This is a genomic window from Nonomuraea sp. NPDC052129 (assembly GCF_040680095.1).
In the GTDB taxonomy this organism is placed as follows: Bacteria; Actinomycetota; Actinomycetes; order Streptosporangiales; family Streptosporangiaceae; genus Nonomuraea.
In genome coordinates this window covers 407,372-429,823 of record NZ_JBFAVX010000003.1, presented here as the reverse complement: position 1 = coordinate 429,823, position 22,452 = coordinate 407,372, and the positions used below count along the sequence as shown (strand labels likewise).

Below are 22,452 nucleotides of genomic sequence, written 5' to 3'. Positions count from 1 at the left end.
CATGCCGGATCGTGCCAAGATCCTCCTGGTCGACGACCGCGAGGAGAATTTGATCGCCCTCGAAGCGATCCTGAGCTCGCTCGACCTGGTGCCCGTACGCGCCAGGTCCGGCGAGGAGGCGCTCAAGGCGCTGCTCAACACGGAGTTCGCGCTGATCCTGCTCGACGTGCGGATGCCGGGCATGGACGGGTTCGAGACGGCCGCCCACATCAAACGGCGGGAGCGGACCCGCAACATCCCGATCATCTTCCTCACGGTGGTCGACAGCGCGCCCGACTACGCCTTCCGCGGCTACGCGGCGGGCGCCGTCGACTACCTGACCAAGCCGTTCGACCCGTGGGTGCTGCGGGCCAAGGTGTCGGTGTTCACCGAGCTGTACAACATGAACAAGCGACTGGCCGAGCAGGCGTCGATGCTGCGCGAGCGGCTGAGCGGCGAGCTGCCGCCGGGCGCGGGTGACCAGGCGGCGATCCTGCCCGAGCTGTCGCGGCGGCTGACAGCGGTGGAGGACGAGCTGGGCAGGGTGCGGGAGCTGGCCAACAAGTCGCACGACCCGACGCTGTCCGTCCCGCTCGCCGACCTCGCCGATCGGCTCGCCCACCTGCGCTCCGGCTTCGACGCCCTGTCGTAAGCCGCCGCGGCGTCCCTCGTCGGTACGCGAGACGCCGTCCCCTACGAGAGGCGCTGTGCCTTGTCCGTACGAGAGGCGCTGTGCCTTGTCCGTACGAGAGGCGCTGTGCCTTGTCCGTACGAGAGGCGCCGTCTCATGTGCGCCCCCGAGGCGCTGAGATCGTTCTCAGAGGCGCGCTGGCGTCTGGACGGCAGCGGCGGAGAGGTCTGGCCCCAGGGGGCGTCAAGCTAGTGCCTGGCGCGCTCCAGGGCGTCCCAGAAGCCGCGGCGCAGCGCGTGGCGTACCTCGTCGTGCAGCAGGAAGTCGATCGGCAGGGACGACCCCTGCAGCAGGCGGGCCTCCAGGTCGGAGGGCATCCGCGGCTTGCGCGCGAGCACGGCCTCCAGCCACAGGGCCGGCGCGTCGCGGGCCACGGACTCGCCGAAGTCGTGCCCCTCGCGATGGGCGGCCTTGACGGCGTCGGACAGCGTGGTCGCCCCGGCCGTGGCGGCCGAGGGCTGCTGGGAGACCGGCGCGGGCTGCGGGCCGGTGTAGGCACCGAGCTGCGAGGGCTGGTAAGTGCCGTTGGACTGCGACGGCGGGGGCTGATAGGTGCCGTTGGACTGCGACGCGAACTGCCCGGTCGTCGGCGCCTGCGGCTGCTGCGGGATGGGTCCGGTCACCGGGGCGGCCGACGGCGTCGGATCGGGCTGGTAATTGGCGTAGCTGGGCGGCGACTGCTGGCCACGCCCCGCCGACGGCATCGCGCCGTTGGCACCGGACTGGCTCGCCCGGTCGGCGGCGTGGCTGCCCCCGCTCGACTGGGCGGGCGGCAGCTCCCGCTGCGCGTGGCCGGCGTGGCCGTTGCCGGCCGGCTGGTGATGTCCGTTGGACGCCTCGATGGCGCCGGTCACCATGTTGACGTAGGGGCGCAGGTGGACGCCGCCCAGCTCGATGAGGTCGTCGCTCTCCTGCATGAGCGTGCGGGAGACCGCCCAGCTGCCGTCCACCGCGATGTGCACAACGGTCACCCGGACGCCGAGATCCTGGGCGTCGCTGACGACCTGGGCGAGGTCCTCGTCACCGCTGACCACGACGGCGTCGCAGATGGCGCTGTTGCGGGCGAGGGTCATCAGGTCGCGGTGTACCTGGGCGTCCACGCCTTCGCGCCGACCGGGGCGGATGCGCGAGAGACGGAGCTTGAGGCCGGGGATGTCGGCGAGCACGTCGTGCTCCGGAGTACGGCGGCCTTCGACGGTCGCCTCGTACCAGTAGCACCGCAGCATCGGCAGGCCGGTGCGCTCGCGCGAGAGGTTCGACAGGAGCTGCAAGAGCCCTGGATAGTCCCAGGCCACGGCTTCACGATGGCGGGTGCCATGCACGGCCATCGCGCCGTCGGCCAGCAGATAGCCAGCGTCCACGAACAGCGCGCAGCGATCCACTGACACGGCCCCTTTCCTGGTGGTCCGACCTAGCAGACTGTGCACCGTCAGAGCCGGATTCGCGGGCGGCCCTCTCTCAGGGTAATGAAAGCGGGTGATCGCGCGAGGTTAATCCCGACGATTCGCCCCTGCCCCGACCATACGCCGGTGCGTCCGGGCTGACCGTACCAATATGTCGGACTTTGGTCACTATCGTGCACGTACGTCACGACCGTGCACGCACGCTGACGGCGGCGATCGCGAACAACACCACATCCTTCCGCGTATCGATGGCCAGCGCCGGGTCATGGCCGAGTTCGCCGCCGAACGTGTCGACGTCGACACCGAACGTCATCCCCTTGGCGCCGTTGGACGAGCCGTCGAAGACGTTGTCCGCGTCACGGTCGCCTCCTGCGGGGGTGAGCGGCCCCGAGCCCAAAGAGAGCCGGTCACCGTCGAGATCGGCATCGCCTCCCCAGGTCACCACCTCGACCCGAGCAGGCACCAGCCCGCCCGACGAAACCCGCCTGGACGAGCCTCCGGAGGCCGGGCGTCTACTCGGGACTCGCGCGCGCACGGCCGCAGGGGCCACGCGCTTCCGCGGACTCCGCGCGGACAGGGCCCCAGGAGCCACGCCCTTCTGCCCGCTCCGCACAGACGCGGCCGCAGATGAGGTCGCACCGTCCCGCAGGCTCCGCGCAGGCACGGTCGCGGGAGCCACGTTCTCTCGCGGGCGTCCCGGGCCTCGGGCGAGCTCGGGTGCGGCGACCAGCCCGTCCAGCGGGATCCGGGCCTGACCCGCCTCGCCGCCGATGACAGTCGGTGTGTCGAGCACCACGGCGTGGCTGTACGGCTCGGTCGGATCGGTCGCGATCACCACCAGGCTCCATCCGGCGTGCTGCGCGACCCCCTCCCCCATTGGCGGGTCGGCCGCCCACCACGTGCCCTCCTGCCTGACACTCCCGACCAGCCCGGTCACGTCGGCGAACGCCTGGTAGGCGGGCCCAGAGGGCAGCTCGCGGACCGTCACCTGCTCGGGCCTGATGAACAGGTAACGCCGCCGACCCGGCGGCCGCAGTCTGATCGGCCCCGTGTTCTCCCCACTGGCCGACCAGTAGAGGCCCGCCCACACGACCCGACCGCCCGGGGGCAATCGCAGCGTGGCGCCGCTGGAGGCGTACGTATCCGGCACCCCATCCCCGTCAACGACCGCCATGGGCCACAGCTCGTCGTCACGCCTGTCGCCCTCCCGCCGCCGGGCCTCCGCGCAGCCGTCGCGCTCCAGCGGGCAGCTCAGGAGCGAGTTGCCGACCGCCCTGACCGTCACCTGGCCGTCGGTGGCGAACCTGGCGGGCATGCCCTCCCGCCGTACCCCGGCCGCTGACCGCGCCCCGATCCGCAGGGAACCGGACGTGATCCGCACAGCGGGCCCGTCGCCCTGGGGCGCCTGGGCGGCCACCTGAACGCGCAAAAACACGGCGGTGCGGCGACGCGCCTCAAGCGGCCCCCTGGCACACACAGCGCCGTGCCCGGCCGGGCGACAAGTCCAGCCATCCAGGGTCCCAACGGGCGTAACCACCGCAACACCACGACCGTAGCCACCGGGCTGGATCGGCGCCTTACCCCCCACGACGCTGTGCTCGTAGGCACCCGGCTGGATCGGCATCTCGCCCGCCGCGACACTGCGCTTGTAGCCACCCCACTGGATCGGTGCGGCGCCGTGGTCGGAATCGTGCGGGCGGGTCAGGGTCACGCCTGCGGCTGTGCCAGGACGGTTATCGCCCGATGGGATCAGCGTGACGCCTGCGGGCAGGTCCACGGTGGCCGTGAGTTCGGCGGTCGGGGCGTTGCCCGAGTTGCGGAGTCGTAGCCCGATGATGCCGGGCTGGTCGCGGACCAGTGCGCCGAGCACGCCGATCGTGGCGTGCAGGCGCGCCCGGTGCCCCTTCGCCGCCGTCGGGGTGTCCGGCCGACCGGGAGGAACCCGTGTGGGCTTGTCGGCCGGCCGTACGGGCGGCGGTCCGGCTGACGCGACGGGCTTGGCGACCGGCCTCGGCATCGGCTCCTCGGCCGAGACCAGCGTGAACGCGGCGGCGGCCGCGACGGCGGCGGCGGTACCACCCGCCACCGCCGCCTGTGCGTACGTGGGCACGCCCCGAACCCAGCCGAACACATGCCTAAGCACGCCCCGAACCCAGCCGAGCGCGGGCCTGGGCACGTCCCGAACCCAGCCGAGCACGTACCTGGGCAGGCGCCCAAGCTGGCCGAGCACTTGTGCGGACGCTCGCCACACCCAGCCGAACACGCGCTCAGGCGCCCGCCACATCCGACCGAGCATGTACACGGGCACCCGCCGCACCCTCCCGAACAGCCGCCCAGGCGCCCGCCCCAAGCGGCCCAGTGCGCGCGGGAGGCCATCCGGGCCGTCGCTCGAGGCTCCCTCCTTGGCCAGTGCCGCCGCGTACCCGGCGAAGACCGGGCCGGTGATCAGGGGTCCGATGATGACGCGTAGCCCCCGGCTCACGTCCGTCAGTTCCAGCAGGACCGCGCGGCATTCGGGGCAGCCGCTCACGTGCTCGTCCACCGCCTTGGAGTCGCGCCTGGCCAGCACGCCCCGGACGTAACGGCTCATCCTGCCCAGCGCCAGTCGGCACGTGTGGGGCGGTGGCGCCGCCAGGTGCGTCTGCAGGTACGCCTGGCGCAGGCCCGCGAGAGCCCGGCGGGCGAGGTCGGTGACGCCGTTGGCTGACAGGCCGAGCAGCGGGGCCACGTCGGCGGGCGGCAAGTGCTCGACCTCGGTGTGCCAGAGCACCGCCCGCCACCGCTCAGGCAGCGACAGGAACGCCTTGGCGATCAGCGACCGTTCGAGGCCGATGAGTGCCGGGTCGATGAAGGGCACACCGGGATCGACCGGCTCGATTCCGCCTGTAGCCGCCTGGCCCTCGCCCCCGCTCATGGTCACCTGCCGCTCGGCCCTGCTCACGGCCGCCTGGCACTCGGCCCCGCCCACGGCCGACTGCCGCTCGGTCCCGCCTATGACCTCCTGGCCCTCGATTCTGCCCAGGATCACCTGGCGTTCGATCCCGCCCGTGGTCGCCTGGCGTTCGATCCCGCCCAGGGCTATCTGGCCGTCGGCCACCCGCGTACGGTCACAGACGGTGCGGCGCACAACCGTCAGCAGGTACGTCCTGAAGCCCGCCGAAGGACCGCCGCCACGGCCGACGAGGTCGAGGATCTTGGTGAACGACTCGGCGACCACGTCGTCGGCCTCGGCCTCGCCCCTGACGAGCTGGCGGGCCAGCGAGCGCGCGGCGGCCACGTGGCGGTCGTGGAGCTCGCGGTAGGCGGTGGCGTCGCCGGCTCGGACCGCGTGGAGAAGATCCGCATCGCTCTGCGGCGATTCTGCACTCATAGTGACCTCACGATTACCCAGAGTTTACCTCCGAGCATTCCGCAGCCACCGTCCCGGCTAAACCGAAGGGCCGCGTTTACCTTCCTACGGCCCTCCCGGGCTTTCCGACAGCCGCTCCCGGCGGCCCTAGGCGGACCTCCTGGCCAGCCGTAGGCGGGACCTCCTGGACGTACGCGAGGACCCTAAGCTGGGACCCATGACAGACCGCGACAACCTGCTCGCCGAGATCAAGAAGAAGGCCGTCGTGCACGGCAAGGTCGTGCTCTCCTCGGGTCAGGAGGCCGATTTCTACCTGGACCTGCGCCGGATCACGCTCGACGGGGTGGCCGCACCCCTGGTCGGCAGGGTGATGCTCGACCTGACCAAGGATCTGGAGTACGACGCCGTGGGCGGGCTGACGTTGGGCGCCGATCCCGTCGCGACCGCGATGATGCACGCCGCCGCCGCGCAGGGGCGCCCGCTCGACGCGTTCGTGGTGCGCAAGGCGCAGAAGGCGCACGGCATGCAGCGCAGGATCGAGGGTCCGGAGGTCAAGGGCCGTCGCGTGCTGGCCGTCGAGGACACCTCCACGACCGGCGCCTCCCCGCTGACGGCCGTCGAGGCGCTGCGTGAGGCGGGCGCGGAGGTGGTCGCCGTGGCCACGATCGTCGAGCGCGGCGCGGCGCCCCGGATGGCCGAGGAGGGGCTCGACTACCGCTCCGCGTTCACGCTCCAGGACCTCGGGCTGTGAACATCTCCCGCGCCCCGTTCACGCTCCACGACCCCGGACTGTGAACGCCTCCCGCGCGCCGGCCTTGCCCTGCGCGCGGGGCTTGCCGTTCTCGGTCACCACGACCGTGGCGGCGTCGCTGAGCACCACGTCGAGCTCGGGTTCGAAGTAGCTGACCTCTTCGCCCCTACTCATGTCGCGATATTGCAGCACATCACCGCCCGGCACGCGGACCGTGACGAGGGGGCAGGTGTCCGCTACGCACTCGATGCGGACGGTCGGCACCTGGGCGCTGGCCTGCGGCTGGGCCGCGACCTTTCCGCGTTCGGGCTGCTGCTGCCGCGTGTCGAGCGAGGTGAGCAGCGCACGACCGCCGACGACCAGGAGCGTCACCACGGCCACCGCCGCCAGAACGGCGAGCGCGAGGCGGGCGAGGCCCATCGGATCTGACCTGTGGCGTCCCACAAGGGGGAGCGTACTCGTAGGCGGGGTCGATCTCGATCACTAAAAGATCGCTAAAGCTCGATCGCTGAACGATCGCCAGGAGGATCAGCGCACGCGGTGGTGCTTGCCGTTGGGCTCCGGTAGTTGCTTGCCGGCCCTGCGGGTCTTCACGACCTCGACGATGATCGGGATCAGCGAGATGAGCACGATGAGGAAGACACCAGGCAGGATGTACTTGTCGATCTTGGTCGGATCGACCTGGTTGCCCAGGAAGTGGCCGATCAGCAGCATGCTCTCGACCCACAGCACGCCACCGACCACGTTCCACAGGAAGAACGTGCGGGCCGGCATCTCCAGGACGCCGGCGACCGGATTGAGGAACGTGCGGACGATCGGTACGAAGCGGGCGATGATCACCGCTCTGGCCGGGCCGAACTTCACGAAGAAGTGCTCGGCCTTCTCCACGTACTCCCTCTTGAACAGCCGTGAGTCCGGCTTGTCGAAGAGCCTCCTGCCGATCTTGACCCCTATGAGGTGGCCGAGCTGGGCGCCCGCCACCGCGCACAGCGGCGTGGCGATCAGCAGCACGGGGAAGGACAGCGGCTCGATGCCAATCCCCTTCGCCGCGGCGGCGGAGCTGAAAATGCCCGCGGCGACGAGCAACGAGTCACCGGGCAGGAAGAACCCGATGAGCAAGCCCGTCTCGGCGAAGATGATCGCCAGGACGCCGACGGTCGCGAAGGCGCCGAGCATCATCAGCCACCACGTCGGGTCCAGGAGATTGGAAAGCCAGTCCACGGGGTGAGCCTACCCGTCGCGAACGGCCTTGGCCGCCGCGCGTTGTCTCTACCACGCGGGGTAGCGGACCGGGATACTGGGCTGCGCGAAGCCGTACTTCTCAGGGAGATGAAGCATGCCTATAGCAACCCCAGAGGTCTATGCCGAGATGCTCGACCGCGCGAAGGCGGGCGGATTCGCCTACCCGGCGATCAACGTGACCTCTTCCCAGACGCTCAACGCCGCGCTCCGCGGCTTCGCCGAGGCCGGGAGCGACGGCATCGTCCAGGTGTCGACCGGCGGTGCGGAGTTCCTGTCCGGCGCCACGGTCAAGGACATGGTGATCGGCGCGACGGCGCTGGCCGAGTACGCCAGGGTGATCGCCGCCAAATACCCGGTGACGGTCGCGCTGCACACCGACCACTGCCCCAAGGACAAGCTCGACGGCTTCATGCGGCCGTTGATCGACATCTCGCTGGAGCGGGTCTCCAAGGGTCTCGACCCGCTCTTCCAGTCGCACATGTGGGACGGCTCGGCCGTACCCCTGGAGGAGAACCTGGAGATCGCCAAGGAGCTCATCGACAAGTGCCACCGCGCCAACATCATCATGGAGATGGAGATCGGCGTCGTCGGCGGCGAGGAGGACGGCGTCGTCGGCGAGATGAACGAGAAGCTCTACACCACGACCGAGGACGCGCTGGCCACGGCCGAGGCCGTGGGGCTCGGTGAGAAGGGCCGCTACCTGCTGGCCGCCACGTTCGGCAACGTGCACGGCGTGTACAAGCCGGGGCACGTCAAGCTGCGGCCCAGCGTGCTGAAGGAGATCCAGGACGCCGTCGGCGCCAAGTACGGCAAGGACAAACCGTTCGATCTGGTCTTCCACGGCGGTTCCGGGTCGGCGATGGAGGAGATCCACGAGGCGATCTCCTACGGCGTGGTCAAGATGAACGTCGACACCGACACCCAATACGCCTTCACCAGGCCGATCGCGGACCACATGTTCCGCAACTACGACGGCGTACTCAAGGTCGACGGCGACGTCGGCAGCAAGAAGGCCTACGACCCGCGCGCCTACGGCAAGGCGGCCGAGGCCGGCATGGCGGCCCGCGTCGTCGAGGCCTGTGAGCACCTCAAATCCGCTGGGACGAAGATCTCCTAGCCACTTCGGCGGCTCGGCGGGTATGACTTGTCCTATGGATAACCTTCTCGCCGGGCCGCCCCCGACTCAACTGCCGGACCTGCCCGAGGCCAGGGAGGCGCTGGAAGCCGGCGCCAAGGCCGCCGACGTGGCGGCCCGTTTCCCCGCCTACCCGGCGGCCTGGGCCACGCTCGCGGAGGAGTACTTCGCGCAGGGCCACGCCGTCACCTCCTACGCTTTCGCGCGCACCGGCTACCACCGCGGGCTCGACCAGCTCCGCCGGAGCGGCTGGAAGGGGCACGGTCCCATCCCCTGGGAGCATGAGCCGAACCGCGGCTTCCTGCGCTGCCTCTACTCGCTCTCCAGGGCCGCCCAGGCGATCGGTGAGAAGGACGAGGCCGAACGATGCTTGCAGTTCCTCAGGGACAGCAGCGAGGACGCCTATGACGCGCTGGCCAAGAACTAGCACTTGGGACGAATAGGCCGACTCGGGTAGTCTCTCTACGCAAGAGCCCCTGTCGCACTTGCGCCAGGGGTTTCGTTTTGTGCTCGGGAGACTGAACCATGCCGGCTGCCGTTCTCGTTGGTGCCCAATGGGGCGATGAGGGCAAGGGCAAGGCCACCGACCTCCTCGGTGGCGACGTCGACTACGTCGTCCGCTACCAGGGTGGCAACAACGCGGGTCACACCGTGGTCATCGGTGACCAGAAATACGCACTGCACCTTCTGCCCACCGGAATCCTGTCGCCGCACGTCGTGCCGGTGATCGGCAACGGGGTCGTGATCGACCCCGGGGTCCTGCTCAGCGAGATAGACGGGCTGGCCGCGCGCGGCATCTCCGCCGAGCGCCTGCTGATCTCCGCCGACGCGCACTTGATCATGCCCCACCACAAGGCGCTCGACAAGGTGACCGAGCGCTACCTGGGCAAGGCCAAGATCGGCACGACGGGCCGGGGCATCGGCCCCGCCTACGGCGACAAGATCTACCGGATGGGCGTACGCGTCCAGGACCTGCTCGACCCCGGCATCCTGGCCAAGAAGATCGAGGTCGCGCTGACCGAGAAGAACCAGGTGCTCACCAAGGTCTACAACCGGCGCGGCATCGAGGCCGAGGCCGTCGTGGAGGAATATCTCGGCTACGCCGAACGCCTCAAGCCGCACATCGCCGACACCTCACTGGTGCTGAGCCGGGCGCTGGACGAGGACAAGTTCGTGCTGCTGGAGGGTGGTCAGGGCACACTGCTCGACATCGACCACGGCACCTACCCGTTCGTCACCTCCTCCTCGCCGACGGCCGGCGGCGCCTGCGCCGGGTCCGGCATCCCGCCGATGCGGATCACGAAGGTGATCGGCATCCTCAAGGCGTACACCACCCGCGTCGGTTCGGGCCCGTTCCCCACGGAGCTCGAGGACGAGATGGGCGAGTGGCTGCGCCAGACCGGCGGCGAGTACGGCGTGACCACCGGCCGCAACCGGCGCTGCGGCTGGTTCGACGCGGTCATCGCCCGTTACGCGACCAGGATCAACGGGGTCACCGACTTCTTCCTCACCAAGCTCGACGTACTGTCCGGGCTGGAGCGGATCCCGGTGTGCGTCGCCTATGACGTCGACGGCACGCGGCACGACGAGATCCCGATGACGCAGACGGACTTCCACCACGCCAAGCCGGTGTACGAGGAGTTCCCCGGCTGGCAGGAGGACATCACCGGCGCCAAGACCTTCGACGACCTGCCGCCCAACGCGCAGTCGTACGTGCGGGCGCTGGAGGAGATGAGCGGCGCGCCGATCTCCGCGATCGGCGTCGGCCCCGGCCGCGACCAGACGCTGGTGCTCCGCTCGCTCGTCTGACCCAACCGGTTCACGGGTACGGCCGGCACCGCGTCGCCGGCCGTACCCGAACAACCGTAAAAAGCCCCCAGGACGTCAGGCCCGTCAGGAGGCGGCCAGGACGGCGGCGGTCATCGGGGTGCGCGTCGTCCAGCCGATGCTCCGGTAGAGGGCCTGACCGGCGGGGGTGGCCACCAGGATGCCCGTCCTGGCGCCACGCGAGGCGGCGGTGTCGGCCAGGGCCGTCATGACCACGCGGCCCAGGCCGCGGCGCCGGTGGTTCGGGGCGGTCTCGACCTGGTCCACGACCGCCGTACGCCCGGTGACCGCGATCTGCCCTCGGGCCGCGATCTCGCCCGCCGCCGTGAGCAGGCGGGCCACGGTCACGTCCGACCGGGTGGTGACGGCCAGCGTGTAGCCGTCGGGAGCCTCGGCCCGGCCCCGCGCCAGCGGCCCCGTCATCATGAACTCCGGCTCGTCGATCGACCAGGCCGGCGTGAGCCAGGGGACGACCGCCTCAGCGGGTGCGCAGAGTTTGAGCCAGGTGCCCGGCGTGCTGATCGTCTCGGCCAGCAGCCGCAGGTCGTCCGGGGTGGGCGCGGGCAGCACGTGGCGGGCGACGTGGCCGGGCCGGCCGACGTCCACTCGCAGGCCCCATGGCTCCCGTACGGGCCGCGGGGCGCTGCGCGAGACCACCCAGCCGTCGACCCAGGCCTGGACGATTTCCGGCCGGACCGTTTCGAGTGCCTCCGTCATGACCGCCAGCTTATTGCCACAGAGTCGCATTTATCGACCTAATTAATGCCGTGCGTGGCGCGGCGACCTGCGCTTACTCTCCGGGCATGGAGATCCGTCGTGCCACCGAGCCCGAGGTCGTCGAGGCGGCCGGTCATCTCTTCGACTCCGCTCCCCTGCCGGAGGCCACCGCGAGATTCCTGGCGGACGAGCGCCACCACCTGCTCATCGCCTACGTGGACGACACCCCGGCCGGGATGATCACCGGGGTCGAGACCACCCACCCCGACAAGGGGACCGAGATGTTCCTCTACGAGCTCGGCGTGGACGAGCCCTTCCGTGGCCGGGGCATCGCCAGGGCGCTGGTCGCGGCCCTGGAACGGCTCGCTCGCGAGCGCGGCTGCCACGGCATGTGGGTGGCGACGGACGAGGGCAACGAGGCGGCCCAGGCCACGTACAGCGGCGCGGGCGGGGTGCCTGAGAAGGACCAGGTGGTCTATGTGTGGACGTTCAGCCAGGAATAGCCATACCCACCACAAAAAGGGCGCGGCGTGGCACGTCGTGCTCGTGGCGCGCGGCAGGTAGTGTCCCCGGTGTGCGCGTTGAGATTCACGGTCATCGGGGAGCGAGGGGCCTCTGGCCCGAGAACACTCTTCCGGGGCTGAGCCGCACGATGGAGCTCGGGGTGCACGCGCTCGAGTTCGACGTCGCGCTCACCGCCGATCGGCGGCTCGTGTTGACGCACGACCTCACGGTCTCGGCCGTGACCAGTGCCGACACGCGGCCGATCGCGAAGGACGACCCCCACTTCCCCTATGTCGGCAAGCCGATCAACTCGCTCGGGCTGGCGCAGCTGCGCATGCTCGACGTGGGTGTACGGCTGCCCCGGCACGCCGACGATCCCTTCGCGCTGACGCAGCGGCCGATGCCGGAGACCCGGATGCCCACGCTGGGCGCGGTGCTCGGGCTGGTCAACGCCTACGAGGCCGAGGACGTACGCCTGCACGTCGAGCTCAAGTCCGACCCGACCAGGCCGGAGCTGACGGCCGATCCCGAGCTGTTCACCGAGATGGTGCTCGAGGAGTTCGACCGGCACGGCAGGCTGGACAACGCGGCGATACTCAGCTTCGACTGGCGGATCATCGGCCACGCCGCCCGGCTGGCGCCGGGCACGCGGCGCTTCGCGCTGATCGAGCTCGACACCCTGCACTGGAACGGCCCGCTGGGCGACGACATCCCGGCCGCCGCCCGCGAGGCGGGGGCCACGACGCTGTCGCCCGAGCACGTGATGGTGAATGAGGACCTGATGGCCCAGGTGGCCGCGGCGGAGCTGGACGTGGCGGTCTGGACCGTCAACGACAAGGCGCTGGCGGCTCGGATGCTGGACCTGGGGGTGGCGGGGATCGTCACCGACTACCCCGATCGGATGCGCGAGCTGTGGCGGGAGCGCGGTCTGCGACTGCCCGACCCCGTCGGCCCGCTCAAGCGGCCCGTCGGAGTCTGACGGTCTAAAGCCAGCCGTTGCGGCGGAAGCCGCGGTGCAGCAGGACGCAGGCCGTGATCATCACACCGAGGACCGCCGGATAGCCCCACACCTGATTGGTCTCGGGCATGAAGTCGAAGTTCATGCCGTAGATCCCGGCGATCATCGTGGGCACGGCCATGATGGCCACCCAGGACGAGATCTTGCGCATGTCCTCGTTGGCCAGGGCGTTCGAGCGGGCCAGCGCCGCCTGCAGGATCGAGCTGCACAGCTCGTTCGACGACTCGACCTGCTCGCACACGCGGGAGAGGTGGTCGCCGACGTCGCGGAAGTATTCGCGCATCTCCGACGGGATCACCCGGCGCTGCGGCAGCGCGGCCAGCGGGGCCTGGAGCGGCGTGACGGCCCGCTTCAGCTCCAGCATCTCCCGCTTGAGCTGGTAGATGCGGTTGATGTCGCGGGAGCTGACGTCGGCGAAGACGGTCGCCTCGACCTCTTCGAGTTCGAGCTGCATGAGGTCGGCGACCTGCAGGTAGCGGTCGACGACGTGGTCGGCGATGGCGTGCAGCACGCCCGCGGGTCCGCGGTTCATCAGCTCGGGCTTGTCCTCGAGCCGCTCGCGCACCTCGGTGAGGGGACAGTGCCGGCCGTGTCGTACGGTCACCACGAAGTCGACGCCGAGGAACACCATGATCTCGCCCGTGGCGATGATCTCGCTGGTGGCGGTCAGCTCGTCGTGGTCGAGGTAGGCGATGGACTTGAGCACCATGAACAGGGAGTCGCCGTAGCGCTCGACCTTGGGGCGCTGGTGGGCTTTGACCGCGTCCTCGACGGACAGCGGGTGCAGGCCGAACACGCCGGCCAGCCACTCGACCTCGGGGGCGGCGGGCTCGTGCAGGCCGACCCAGACGAACGCCTTGGCGCCGTCGGAGCGGCTGTTGTGCTCGCGGACCAGCTCGAGCGACTCCTCGATGCCCGGGGCGACGACCTTCTCGCCCTTGATGTAGGCGCCGAACTCGACGATGGAGTCAACGGGAGGCACGCAGACCTCACGCACCGGCTTGGTGAGCTGGCGCGAGACATGCGGCTGTGCGGGGTGACGGGTGGTGCGACGGAAAAGCGTAGACGTGCGCATGGCAGTCCCTTTCCGCCCGACCTGGCACGCTCCACGCGCGACGAAAAGTCACCTCAATCAACGAAAGTACGTGGAGGCACGATCAGGCTGCCGGATTGGAGTGGTCGGGGGCATACAGGGTGTACGTGGGTGAGCACGTACTGCTGGGATCGCCAGGTTTCATCCCGGACCACCTCCAATCACAAGAGATGCCACAAAGCCGCCCTAAGTTACCACAGGCGGATGGACCCGACTGACGATACTCTCCGACGGGTCCCGACAGCAGGTAGAACTCCACAAAGATTCCCGCCTATTCCCACACTTCGACTGCTCTGTTCCCACATTTCGAGCGCCCAGGCTGGTCTGACGCGGGTGCGCCGGGTGGCCGTCCGGCCGTCCCTGCCACAATGGGGCGGTGCGCGTTCTAGTCATCGGCTCCGGCGGGCGTGAACACGCCCTGTGCCGCTCACTCATGCTCGATCCCCAGGTCACCGAGCTCCACAGCGCCCCCGGCAACGCGGGCACGGAGGAGATCTCGGCCCCGCATCCGGTCACGGCCACCGATCCCGCCCAGGTGACCGAGCTGGCCCTACGACTCGGCGCCGACCTGGTGGTGGTGGGCCCCGAGGCGCCCTTGGTGGCGGGTGTGGCCGACGCGGTGCGCGCCGCGGGCATCGCCTGCTTCGGCCCGTCGAGCCGGGCGGCGATGATCGAGGGCTCCAAGGCGTTCGCCAAGGAGATCATGACGGCCGCCGGCGTCCCCACGGCCAGGGCGCGGGCCTGCGTCACACCCGAGGAGGCCGCTCAGGCCCTCGACGAGTTCGGCGCCCCGTACGTGGTCAAGGACGACGGGCTGGCCGCGGGCAAGGGCGTGGTCGTCACCGGCGACCGGGAGCAGGCGCTCGCGCACGCGGCGGCGTGCGAGCGGGTGGTGATCGAGGAGTTCCTCGACGGGCCCGAGGTCTCGCTGTTCGCGCTCTGCGACGGCAAGACGGCCGTGCCGCTGCAGCCCGCCCAGGACTTCAAGCGCGCCTATGACGGCGACGAAGGCCCCAACACCGGTGGCATGGGCTCCTACACCCCGCTCACCTGGGCGCCCGAAGGGCTCACTGAGCAGGTCATGCGCGAGGTCGTCCAGCCGACGATCGACGAGCTGGCCCGGCGCGGCAGCCCGTTCCAGGGCGTCCTGTACGTGGGCCTGGCCCTGACCGCGAAGGGGCCGAAGGTGATCGAGTTCAACGCGCGCTTCGGCGACCCGGAGACCCAGGTGGTGCTCGACCGCCTGGAGACCCCGCTGGCCGGGCTGCTGGCGGCCTGCGCTACCGGGCGGCTGAGCGAGCATCCGGCGCCGGTGTTCCGCGCGGGGTCGGCGGTCGCCGTGGTCGTCGCGGCCGAGAACTACCCGGACGCCCCGGTCAAGGGCGACGTCATCGAGGGGCTCGACCCCATCGGGGGCGCCTACGTCCTCCACGCCGGCACGAAGCGGGTCAACGGCCAGGTGCTCTCCGACGGCGGGCGGGTGCTCAACGTGGTCGGCACCGGCCCCGACCAGGAGACGGCCCGCCGCAACGCCTATGAGCTGGTCTCCCGCGTACGGCTGCGCGGCTCGCACCACAGGACGGACATCGCCCGATGAAGCACCTGCACTCCGGCAAGATCCGCGATCTCTACCAGACCGACGACGGTCAGCTGCTGATGGTCGCCTCCGACCGGATCTCGGCCTTCGACTACGTGCTCGAGTCCGAGATCCCCGACAAGGGGGCCATCCTCACCCAGATGTCGCTGTGGTGGTTCGAGCAGCTGGCCGACCTGGTGCCCCATCACCTCCTCGGGCCGGGGCCCGACTCCCGCAGCGTGCTGTGCCGGCCGCTGTCGATGGTGCCGGTCGAGTGCGTGGCGCGCGGCTACCTGACCGGCTCGGGCCTGGTCGACTACCGGCGCGAGGGGGCGGTCTCGGGGATAGAGCTGCCGCCGGGCCTCGAAGACGGGTCCCGGCTGCCCGAGCCGATCTTCACACCTTCGACGAAGGCCCCGGTCGGGCAGCACGACGAGCCGATCTCCTTCGAGCGGGTCATCGACGACGTGGGCGCGGAGACGGCCGAGGAGCTGCGCCGGATCACGCTCGCCGTCTACACGCGCGGCGCCGAGATCGCCCGCGAGCGGGGCATCATCCTGGCCGACACCAAGATCGAGCTGGGTCGTGACGCCGCCGGCGTGCTCACGCTGGGGGACGAGGTCCTGACGCCCGACTCATCACGATTCTGGCCGCTTGACCAGTGGCAGCCGGGACGCTCCCAACCGTCATTTGATAAGCAATATGTAAGGGATTGGTTGTTGTCGCCCGAATCGGGATGGGACAAAAGCTCCGGAACTCCCCCACCTCGCCTTCCCGACAAGGTAGTGGAACAGACCAGACAGCGTTATCTAGAAGCCTACGAGCGCATCACCGGAGCTCCCTTTAGGGGATGATTCGGCTGGGGCAGCAGTGGTTAGCGGCTACTCTTGGCCCGGTCCAGCTCAGACCGAGACCTCCGAGGAGCCGCACGAATGGTCCGTTACCGCGTGCGCGGTGGCAACCCACTGCGTGGAACCGCCTTCATCCAGGGCGCGAAGAACGCCGTGCTGCCCATGATCGGTGCGGCCCTGCTTGCCCCCAAAGGCCGCACCGTCCTGCGCAACGTACCGATCATCGAGGACGTGCGGCGGGCGGTGGAGCTGGCCGAGGCCATCGGCGCGTACGTCGAGCTGCACGAGGCCGAGCGCACGCTGGTGATCGACGCCTCCCGGCTGACCAGTGCGGTGCTGCCCGCCGACATCGCCAGGCGCTTCCGCGGCTCGGTCCTGTTCACCCCCGCCCTGCTGCACCGGCTGGGCGAGGCGATCGTGGAGGGGGTCGGCGGCTGCAATCTCGGCAGTCGCAACCTCGACTTCCACTACCTGGGCTACAAGCGGCTGGGCGCGGTCGTCGACGAGGGCGAGACGGTCATCCACGTCAAGGCGTCCGGCCTTACGGGTGCGACCCTCTACCTCGACACCCCCTCGCACACCGGCACTGAGAACCTCATCATGGCCGCCGCCCTGGCCAAGGGCACCACGGTGATCGAGAACGCGGCGCTGGAGCCCGAGGTGCTCGACGTCATCGACATGCTCACCAAGATGGGCGCGCGGATCAGCGGCGGCGGCACCGGCTTCATCACCGTCGAGGGCGTCGACGAGCTGCAGGCCGTGGAGCACACCGTGATGCCGGACCGGCTCGACGCCGGTGTGTTCGCGATGGGCGCGGCGATCACCGGCGGCGACCTCAGCCTCGTGGGCACCGGCCTCGACCTGGGCGTCGTCCGCTACAAGCTGGAGCAGATGGGCGTCGACTTCGCCCGGCCCGGCGCGGTTCTTCACGTACGGTGCGAGCGGCCGCTGCGGCCGATCAACATCATCACCGACACCTACCCGGGCTTCGCCACCGACCTCCAGTCGCCCATGATGACGGTCGCCGCCCTGGCCGACGGCACCAGCTACATCCACGAGCGCATCTTCGACGGCCGCTTCGCGCTGGCCGGCGAGCTGAACAAGATGGGCGCCGACGTGGAGGTCGAGGGCAGCAGGGCGATCGTCAGGGGCGCCACCCCGCTGAAGGGCACCCGGGTGACGGCGCACGACCTGCGTTCCGGAATCGCGCTGGTGCTGGCCGGACTGGCCGCCGAAGGCGAGACCGTCATCGAGTCCGGATACCTCATCGACCGCGGGCACGCGCATCTCGCCGAGCGAATGCGGGCACTGGGGGCGGACATTACACAAGAGATTTCCGACCACTAAAAAGCGTTAGGAATACCTGCTTGAGCTGCTGATATACCTTCACAGCCTGTCAAGCAGAACGACTTTCCGGAAAAGTCGGGCGTGACATTATGGTCCCCGCGAGCGATCGTTCCAAAAGAGAGCACTGCAACAGACAGCAGGATGGGACGAACATTGGTCGAGAGGGCCGAAGAAACTCCCCGAGTGTCACGCCCGGGAGCCATGACACCGGACCTCACCATTGGTGTGGTCGGACCCCACGATCTGGTCGAGCGGGTCATGCTGATGGGGCACGCTGCTGCGCCACTTCCGTGCCGCCTTGTGGCGGCCGCCTACCGCGATGAGCAGGAGGCGCCCGACAAAGTGACGCGGCTCGGGCCCGGCGTGGACGCATGCCTGTTCGCCAGCCCGGTCCCCTACGACCTGGCCAGGCGCTCGGGTGTGCTGACGATGCCCGCGACCTACGTGCAGCTCGGCGGCGCGGCGCTGGTCGCCGCGCTGGCCAAGGCGGCGTTGGACTCGCGCATCGACCCGCAGCGGGTGAGCATCGATGTGGTGGCCAGGGCGGACGTCGAGGAGGCGTACACAGATCTCGGGATTGCCGCAACGGATGTCCACAGCCGCGACGAGCCGGGCGCCACCGGCACGATCGCGGCTTACCACGAGCGCCTGGCCCGCCAGGGATCCACCACAGGCGCGCTCACGTGCCTGCCGGCGGTCGCCGAACGCCTCCAGGCGTCCGGTGTCCCGGTCATCAGGATCAGGCCGACCTCCGCGGCCGTGCGCACCGCGCTGCACACCGCAGCGCTGCTCGGTGCGCACCACCGCCTAGAGGAGTCGCAGCTCACCGTGGTGCTGGTCGAGGTGCCGACGTTACGCGAGCCGGTACGCCGCGCCGCGCCGCGTTACTGGCGCGACGAGCTCCGGCTGTCGCTGCACCGGCTGCTGGTCCAGGAGGCGAACCGCATCAACGCCACCGTCTGGCCGATCGACGATCACAGCTATCTGGTCACCGCGACCAGGGGCTCGATCGCCGCCGCGACCGACGGGTTCAGGGTGCTGCCGTTCGCCGCCAGGATCCGCGACGAGCTGGGACTGGCGGTCGAGGTCGGCGTGGGCATGGGACGCACCACCCATGACGCGGAGTCGCACGCACGGGCGGCTCTGGCGCGTACCCAGGCCGGTAAACAGGCCCAGGGCTTCGCCGTGGACCGTGAGGGCCGAGCGCTCATCCCGGCCCCGCGGATGCCCCCTCAGGGCTCCACCGCGCTCAAGCCCAAGGGCGTGGAGGTGCTGGCCCGGCTCGCCGCCAAGCTGGAGGGCGGCGACACCGTGGTGGACGCGGAGGGCGCGGGAAAGATGCTCGGAGTGACGCCGCGTACGGCTCGGCGGTTGCTGCGCACGTTGGTCGACGAGGGACTCGCGTGGCCGCTGCCGCCCAACCGTACGCCTCAACCGGGCCGGCCGCGCCAGCTCTACCGCCTCATCGTGGAGAAGCTCGGGCCTCGCTGATCGCCCCCAGGTACGGGTCCGCCGTCCCCCCTTCCCTTTCCTGGGGCGGCGGGCCCCCTGACTCTTCGGCCGGGTGTGTTTTGGTCAAGTGAACTAGTGATTGGCCGCGTCCGAAGAGGGTATGTATTGCGTCGCCCCCGATCGACGGGATTCGGACGGGGGCACCAAAGCCTCTCTCCCGTCGACTTCGTAGTCCGGGACCCGCCAGCGTTCTGTCGGGAACGCCCGCTATTGTCATGGCCTATGGCATCGGACACCCCTGACCGCCCTCCCTTGCTCGTCTGGAGCGCGCTGGTCATCGTCTATGTGGTCTGGGGTTCGACGTACCTCGGCATCAAGATCGCCGTCGAGACCATCCCGCCGATGCTCAGCGGGGCGCTGCGGTTCGTGACGGCGGCGGTGATCCTCGGCGGATTCCTGGTCGCGCGCAAGGGCTGGGCGCCGTTCCGGATGACCCGGGCCCAGTTCGGCGGGGCCGCGCTGGTGGGGTTGCTCCTGCTCACCACCGGAAACGGCCTGCTGGCCGTGGCGGAGCGGAGTGTGTCCAGCGGGCTGGCCGCGCTGCTCGTCGCCTCGGTGCCGCTGTGGCTGGTGGTGTTCAGGATCATGGCCAGGGACCGGCCGAAGGTGCTGACGCTGGCCGGCGTGCTGGTCGGGTTCGGCGGTGTGGCGGCACTGTCGCTGAGCGGCGGTGGCGGGTCGGCGAGCACCAGCGGGATCGTGGTGGTCCTGGTGGCGTCGCTGTCGTGGTCGGTCGGGTCGTTCCTGTCGGCCCGAATCCCGATGCCGGCCAACCCGTTCGCGGCCAGCACGATCGAGATGCTGGTGGGCGGGGCCGGGCTGGCCGTCACGGGCCTGTCGGTGGGCGAACGTCTGGACGTCACGGCCGTCTCCGGCCGGTCGTGGGCCGGGCTGGTCTACCTGATCCTCGTCGGGTCGCTGGTCGGTTTCACCGCCTACAGCTGGCTGCTCAGCAACGCGCCGATCTCGCTGGTGTCGACCTACGCGTACGTGAACCCGGCGGTGGCGGTGCTCCTCGGCGCGCTCGTGGTGAGCGAGCAGGTGACCTGGCAGATCATGCTGGGCGGGTTGGTGATCCTGCTGGGCGTCGCCCTCGTGGTGTCCACGGAGCGACGGCCCAGAGCGAAACGGCTCACCCCTGAAGAGGTCAGGGCTTAGGGGTTCATAGCGTTCAGGATCGGGACAAGCTCCCGTTCCTCGTAATCGAGGTGCGCTTCGAGCTCGGTCACGAGCCGATTCACCTCCGCGAGCACCTTCGGGGCGGGCGCAGCCGGCTCGCCGTCCGCGAGCAGTCCCTGGAGCTCGTCGAGGAGCCGGGAGACCGTGCCATGCTCTTCGCGCAACCGGTCCATCACAAGGGTGAGCTCGGGATGCCGCCCTTCGACCCAAGGGAACATCCCGGCGTCCTCGAACCTGTGATGCTGATGGAGCCCCTGGCACAGGGTCAGGCAGTTGACCCGCAACTGCACGCCCAGGCCGCCGGTCCCGGACGCGGCGACCTCCTTGCGGATCAGCCGCAGCTCCCGGCGGAACGCGTCGTGCACCCGCACCAGGAAGTCACCCCCTCGCGTGCCGTCCGGACCGCCGCCGCGCGGGGTCAGCGCGACCACGGGGATGACCCGGCTCGTCTTCGCCTGGTAGGCCGCCCAGCCGGGGTCCATCTCGACCGCCCGCGCGAAGGCGCCGTCGCGTTCCTCGCCTTCGAGGACGACCGCGTCAGCCGGGTAGGTGAAGATGCCGTCCTCCACCGTCACTCGCGGCGTGGCCCGGAGGTTGTGGTACCAGGCCGGGTGCTTGGGCGCCCCACCGGCGGAGGCGATGATCAGCATGCGCTCGCCGTCGGGCAGGTAGCCGACCGGAGTGGTGTGCTGGGCGCCGGTCCTGGCGCCGGTGGTCGTCAGAAGGAGCAACCGGGCGCCGTCGAACATGGCGACCTGTCCCTGGTTGGCGCGGAACTCGTCGATGATCTGCTGATTGAAGTCTTGGGGCATGCTCTGCTTGCTCTCCAGATGTGAGAAGGGGTTACGACGGGCGGGATGCGCACGGCACGCCGTACCGGCCTCGGGCGGAGAGCCTCGATGAGCACGCGAGAGGAAGGGGCGGTCAGGCGATCGCCGGACCGCAGGGCAGCACAACGGTCAGGCGATGGCCGGACCGCAGGGCAGCGCAAAGGATCGCGTGCGGCGGTGGTGCGGGGCACCACCGGGCATGGGGACGACGCGCGGGCGCGCGATCAGATCAGGCGCTGCCTGTGAAGTGAGAAGTCACGACATCATCCCCTACAACCGGTGCCTCCATGCCGCCGACGTCCTCCGGCCGGCGACACGCGACAAGAGGCCCATTACAGGGCCTAACCACACAAACTGTCAACTCGCCTTGAAGGCCGCCGCCGCCGCGAGGAACGTGTCGTTCGCCTCCGGGTCGCCGATCGAGACGCGGGCGCCCTCTCCCGCGAACGGCCGCACCGCCACGCCCACGGCCGCGCACGCCGCCGCGAAGTCGAGCGTGCGCTCGCCGAGCCGCAGCCAGACGAAGTTGGCCTCGGTCAGGGGTACGGTCCAGCCCTGGGCGATGAGCGACTCGCGCACCCGGGTCCGCTCCTTGACCACCGTGTCGACCCGCTCCATCAGCTCGTCCTCCGCGCGCAGGGAAGCGATGGCCGCGATCTGCGCGAGGTGGTTGACGGCGAACGGGATGATCGTCTTCCGGATGGCCGACGCCACCGCCTCGTGTCCCACCAGGTAACCGACACGCAGCCCCGCCAACCCGTAGGCCTTCGAGAACGTACGCAGGACGCAGACGTTCGGCCGGTCGCGGTAGAGGGTGAGACCGTCGGGCACGTCCTCGTCGCGCACGTATTCGCGGTATGCCTCGTCCAGGACCACCAGCACGTCGTCCGGCACCCGGTCGAGGAAGGCCACCAGCTCGGCCCGGCGGATCGCGGTGCCGGTGGGGTTGTTGGGGTTGCAGACGAAGATCATGCGCGTCCGGTCGGTGATCGCCTCGGCCATGGCGTCCAGATCGTGGTCCTCGCCCACCAGCGGCACCCTGACCGACTCCGCCCCGGCCAGGTCGGCCAGCAGCGGATACGCCTCGAACGACCGCCACGCGTAGATCACCTCGGCGCCCGGCTCACTCACGGCCTCGAACAGCTGCTGCGCCACGGTGACGGACCCCGCCCCGAGCGCGATGTGCTCGACCGGCACCCCGAACCGCTCCGCGATGGCCTCCGTCAGCTTGATCGCCCCCGGGTCGGGGTAGCGGTGGACCTGCCGCGCCCCCTCGGCGATCGCCTCGACCACGGACGGCAGCGGGTCATAGGGCGACTCGTTGGAGGAGAGCTTGTACGAGCGGCCGTCAGGAGACGTGACGGCCTTGCCCGGCTTGTACGCCGGCATGGTGTCCAGAATCGTGCGGAAACGAGGCATGGCTTCACCCTAAAAGAAGCCGACCAGCA

The 22,452-nt window shown here is 69.9% G+C and carries 20 protein-coding genes; 12 read left to right on the top strand and 8 right to left on the bottom strand.

The genetic code is table 11. The annotated features are described in order from the left end of the window. Position 1: 1 nt before the first annotated feature. The gene (locus AB0L53_RS10105; protein WP_357957483.1) at positions 2–631 is read left to right on the top strand and encodes a response regulator; all 630 of its coding nucleotides are present in this window, start codon (positions 2–4) and stop codon (positions 629–631) included. A gap of 227 nt (positions 632–858) precedes the next feature. Here the strand turns inward: AB0L53_RS10105 and AB0L53_RS10100 are convergent, their stop codons facing one another. Continuing rightward, complete coding sequence (locus AB0L53_RS10100) at positions 859–2,052, bottom strand: NYN domain-containing protein (protein WP_363992812.1); 1,194 nt, start codon at positions 2,050–2,052, stop codon at positions 859–861. A gap of 205 nt (positions 2,053–2,257) precedes the next feature. Continuing rightward, positions 2,258–5,443: a sigma-70 family RNA polymerase sigma factor gene (locus tag AB0L53_RS10095; protein WP_363992605.1), complete on the bottom strand. Its 3,186-nt coding sequence runs from the start codon at positions 5,441–5,443 to the stop codon at positions 2,258–2,260. A 196-nt stretch (positions 5,444–5,639) separates the two neighbouring features. Between AB0L53_RS10095 and pyrE the strand changes: the two genes are divergently transcribed. Beyond that, entirely contained in the window at positions 5,640–6,173 is a 534-nt protein-coding gene (gene pyrE / locus AB0L53_RS10090; RefSeq protein WP_357653568.1) for an orotate phosphoribosyltransferase, read from the top strand. Positions 6,174–6,191: 18 nt separating this feature from the next. Here pyrE and AB0L53_RS10085 read toward each other — a convergent pair whose 3' ends face one another. Both AB0L53_RS10085 and AB0L53_RS10080 read right to left on the bottom strand, forming a co-directional pair. Beyond that, complete coding sequence (locus AB0L53_RS10085; RefSeq protein WP_363992603.1) at positions 6,192–6,593, bottom strand: hypothetical protein; 402 nt, start codon at positions 6,591–6,593, stop codon at positions 6,192–6,194. A 108-nt stretch (positions 6,594–6,701) separates the two neighbouring features. Next, on the bottom strand, positions 6,702–7,394 hold the full coding sequence (locus tag AB0L53_RS10080) for a DedA family protein (protein ID WP_363992601.1): 693 nt from the start codon (positions 7,392–7,394) through the stop codon (positions 6,702–6,704). Between the two features lie 115 nt (positions 7,395–7,509). Here AB0L53_RS10080 and fbaA point away from each other — a divergent pair, with 115 nt between their 5' ends. The 3 genes from fbaA to AB0L53_RS10065 all read left to right on the top strand — a co-directional run bounded on the left by fbaA (position 7,510) and on the right by AB0L53_RS10065 (position 10,359). Continuing rightward, positions 7,510–8,532, top strand: coding sequence for a class II fructose-bisphosphate aldolase (gene fbaA, locus AB0L53_RS10075; protein WP_358437675.1), 1,023 nt, complete (start codon positions 7,510–7,512; stop codon positions 8,530–8,532). 34 nt (positions 8,533–8,566) lie between these two features. Next, the gene (locus AB0L53_RS10070; RefSeq protein WP_358437672.1) at positions 8,567–8,977 is read left to right on the top strand and encodes a DUF3151 domain-containing protein; all 411 of its coding nucleotides are present in this window, start codon (positions 8,567–8,569) and stop codon (positions 8,975–8,977) included. 98 nt (positions 8,978–9,075) lie between these two features. Beyond that, the gene (locus AB0L53_RS10065) at positions 9,076–10,359 is read left to right on the top strand and encodes an adenylosuccinate synthase (protein ID WP_358550281.1); all 1,284 of its coding nucleotides are present in this window, start codon (positions 9,076–9,078) and stop codon (positions 10,357–10,359) included. 84 nt (positions 10,360–10,443) lie between these two features. Here the strand turns inward: AB0L53_RS10065 and AB0L53_RS10060 are convergent, their stop codons facing one another. Beyond that, positions 10,444–11,094, bottom strand: a complete 651-nt coding sequence (locus tag AB0L53_RS10060) for a GNAT family N-acetyltransferase (protein WP_363992599.1) — start codon at positions 11,092–11,094, stop codon at positions 10,444–10,446. Between the two features lie 86 nt (positions 11,095–11,180). Between AB0L53_RS10060 and AB0L53_RS10055 the strand changes: the two genes are divergently transcribed. Together AB0L53_RS10055 and AB0L53_RS10050 are read left to right on the top strand one after the other, a co-directional pair. After that, on the top strand, positions 11,181–11,597 hold the full coding sequence (locus tag AB0L53_RS10055; protein WP_363992597.1) for a GNAT family N-acetyltransferase: 417 nt from the start codon (positions 11,181–11,183) through the stop codon (positions 11,595–11,597). Between the two features lie 71 nt (positions 11,598–11,668). Then, complete coding sequence (locus AB0L53_RS10050; RefSeq protein ID WP_358550276.1) at positions 11,669–12,577, top strand: glycerophosphodiester phosphodiesterase family protein; 909 nt, start codon at positions 11,669–11,671, stop codon at positions 12,575–12,577. 4 nt (positions 12,578–12,581) lie between these two features. Here the strand turns inward: AB0L53_RS10050 and corA are convergent, their stop codons facing one another. Beyond that, a complete protein-coding gene (corA, locus tag AB0L53_RS10045) occupies positions 12,582–13,691 on the bottom strand; it encodes a magnesium/cobalt transporter CorA (protein ID WP_363992594.1) in 1,110 nt (369 codons plus the stop codon). A gap of 394 nt (positions 13,692–14,085) precedes the next feature. Between corA and purD the strand changes: the two genes are divergently transcribed. From purD to AB0L53_RS10020, 5 genes are all read left to right on the top strand, one after another. Continuing rightward, complete coding sequence (gene purD / locus AB0L53_RS10040) at positions 14,086–15,306, top strand: phosphoribosylamine--glycine ligase (RefSeq protein ID WP_363992592.1); 1,221 nt, start codon at positions 14,086–14,088, stop codon at positions 15,304–15,306. Beyond that, positions 15,303–16,139, top strand: coding sequence for a phosphoribosylaminoimidazolesuccinocarboxamide synthase (locus tag AB0L53_RS10035; RefSeq protein WP_363992590.1), 837 nt, complete (start codon positions 15,303–15,305; stop codon positions 16,137–16,139). The genes purD and AB0L53_RS10035 overlap by 4 nt, the downstream gene beginning before the upstream one ends. 78 nt (positions 16,140–16,217) lie before the next feature. After that, on the top strand, positions 16,218–17,483 hold the full coding sequence (gene murA, locus AB0L53_RS10030; RefSeq protein WP_363992588.1) for a UDP-N-acetylglucosamine 1-carboxyvinyltransferase: 1,266 nt from the start codon (positions 16,218–16,220) through the stop codon (positions 17,481–17,483). A 201-nt stretch (positions 17,484–17,684) separates the two neighbouring features. Beyond that, on the top strand, positions 17,685–18,974 hold the full coding sequence (locus AB0L53_RS10025) for a GTP cyclohydrolase IIa (RefSeq protein ID WP_225300073.1): 1,290 nt from the start codon (positions 17,685–17,687) through the stop codon (positions 18,972–18,974). 243 nt (positions 18,975–19,217) lie between these two features. Then, positions 19,218–20,153, top strand: a complete 936-nt coding sequence (locus AB0L53_RS10020) for an EamA family transporter (protein WP_363992586.1) — start codon at positions 19,218–19,220, stop codon at positions 20,151–20,153. Here AB0L53_RS10020 and AB0L53_RS10015 read toward each other — a convergent pair. After that, positions 20,150–20,986, bottom strand: a complete 837-nt coding sequence (locus tag AB0L53_RS10015) for a nitroreductase/quinone reductase family protein (protein WP_363992584.1) — start codon at positions 20,984–20,986, stop codon at positions 20,150–20,152. The two genes, AB0L53_RS10020 and AB0L53_RS10015, sit on opposite strands and share 4 nt — an antisense overlap. Before the next feature lie 375 nt (positions 20,987–21,361). Further along, positions 21,362–22,423: a histidinol-phosphate transaminase gene (gene hisC / locus AB0L53_RS10010; RefSeq protein WP_363992582.1), complete on the bottom strand. Its 1,062-nt coding sequence runs from the start codon at positions 22,421–22,423 to the stop codon at positions 21,362–21,364. Between the last annotated feature and the right edge of the window lie 29 nt (positions 22,424–22,452).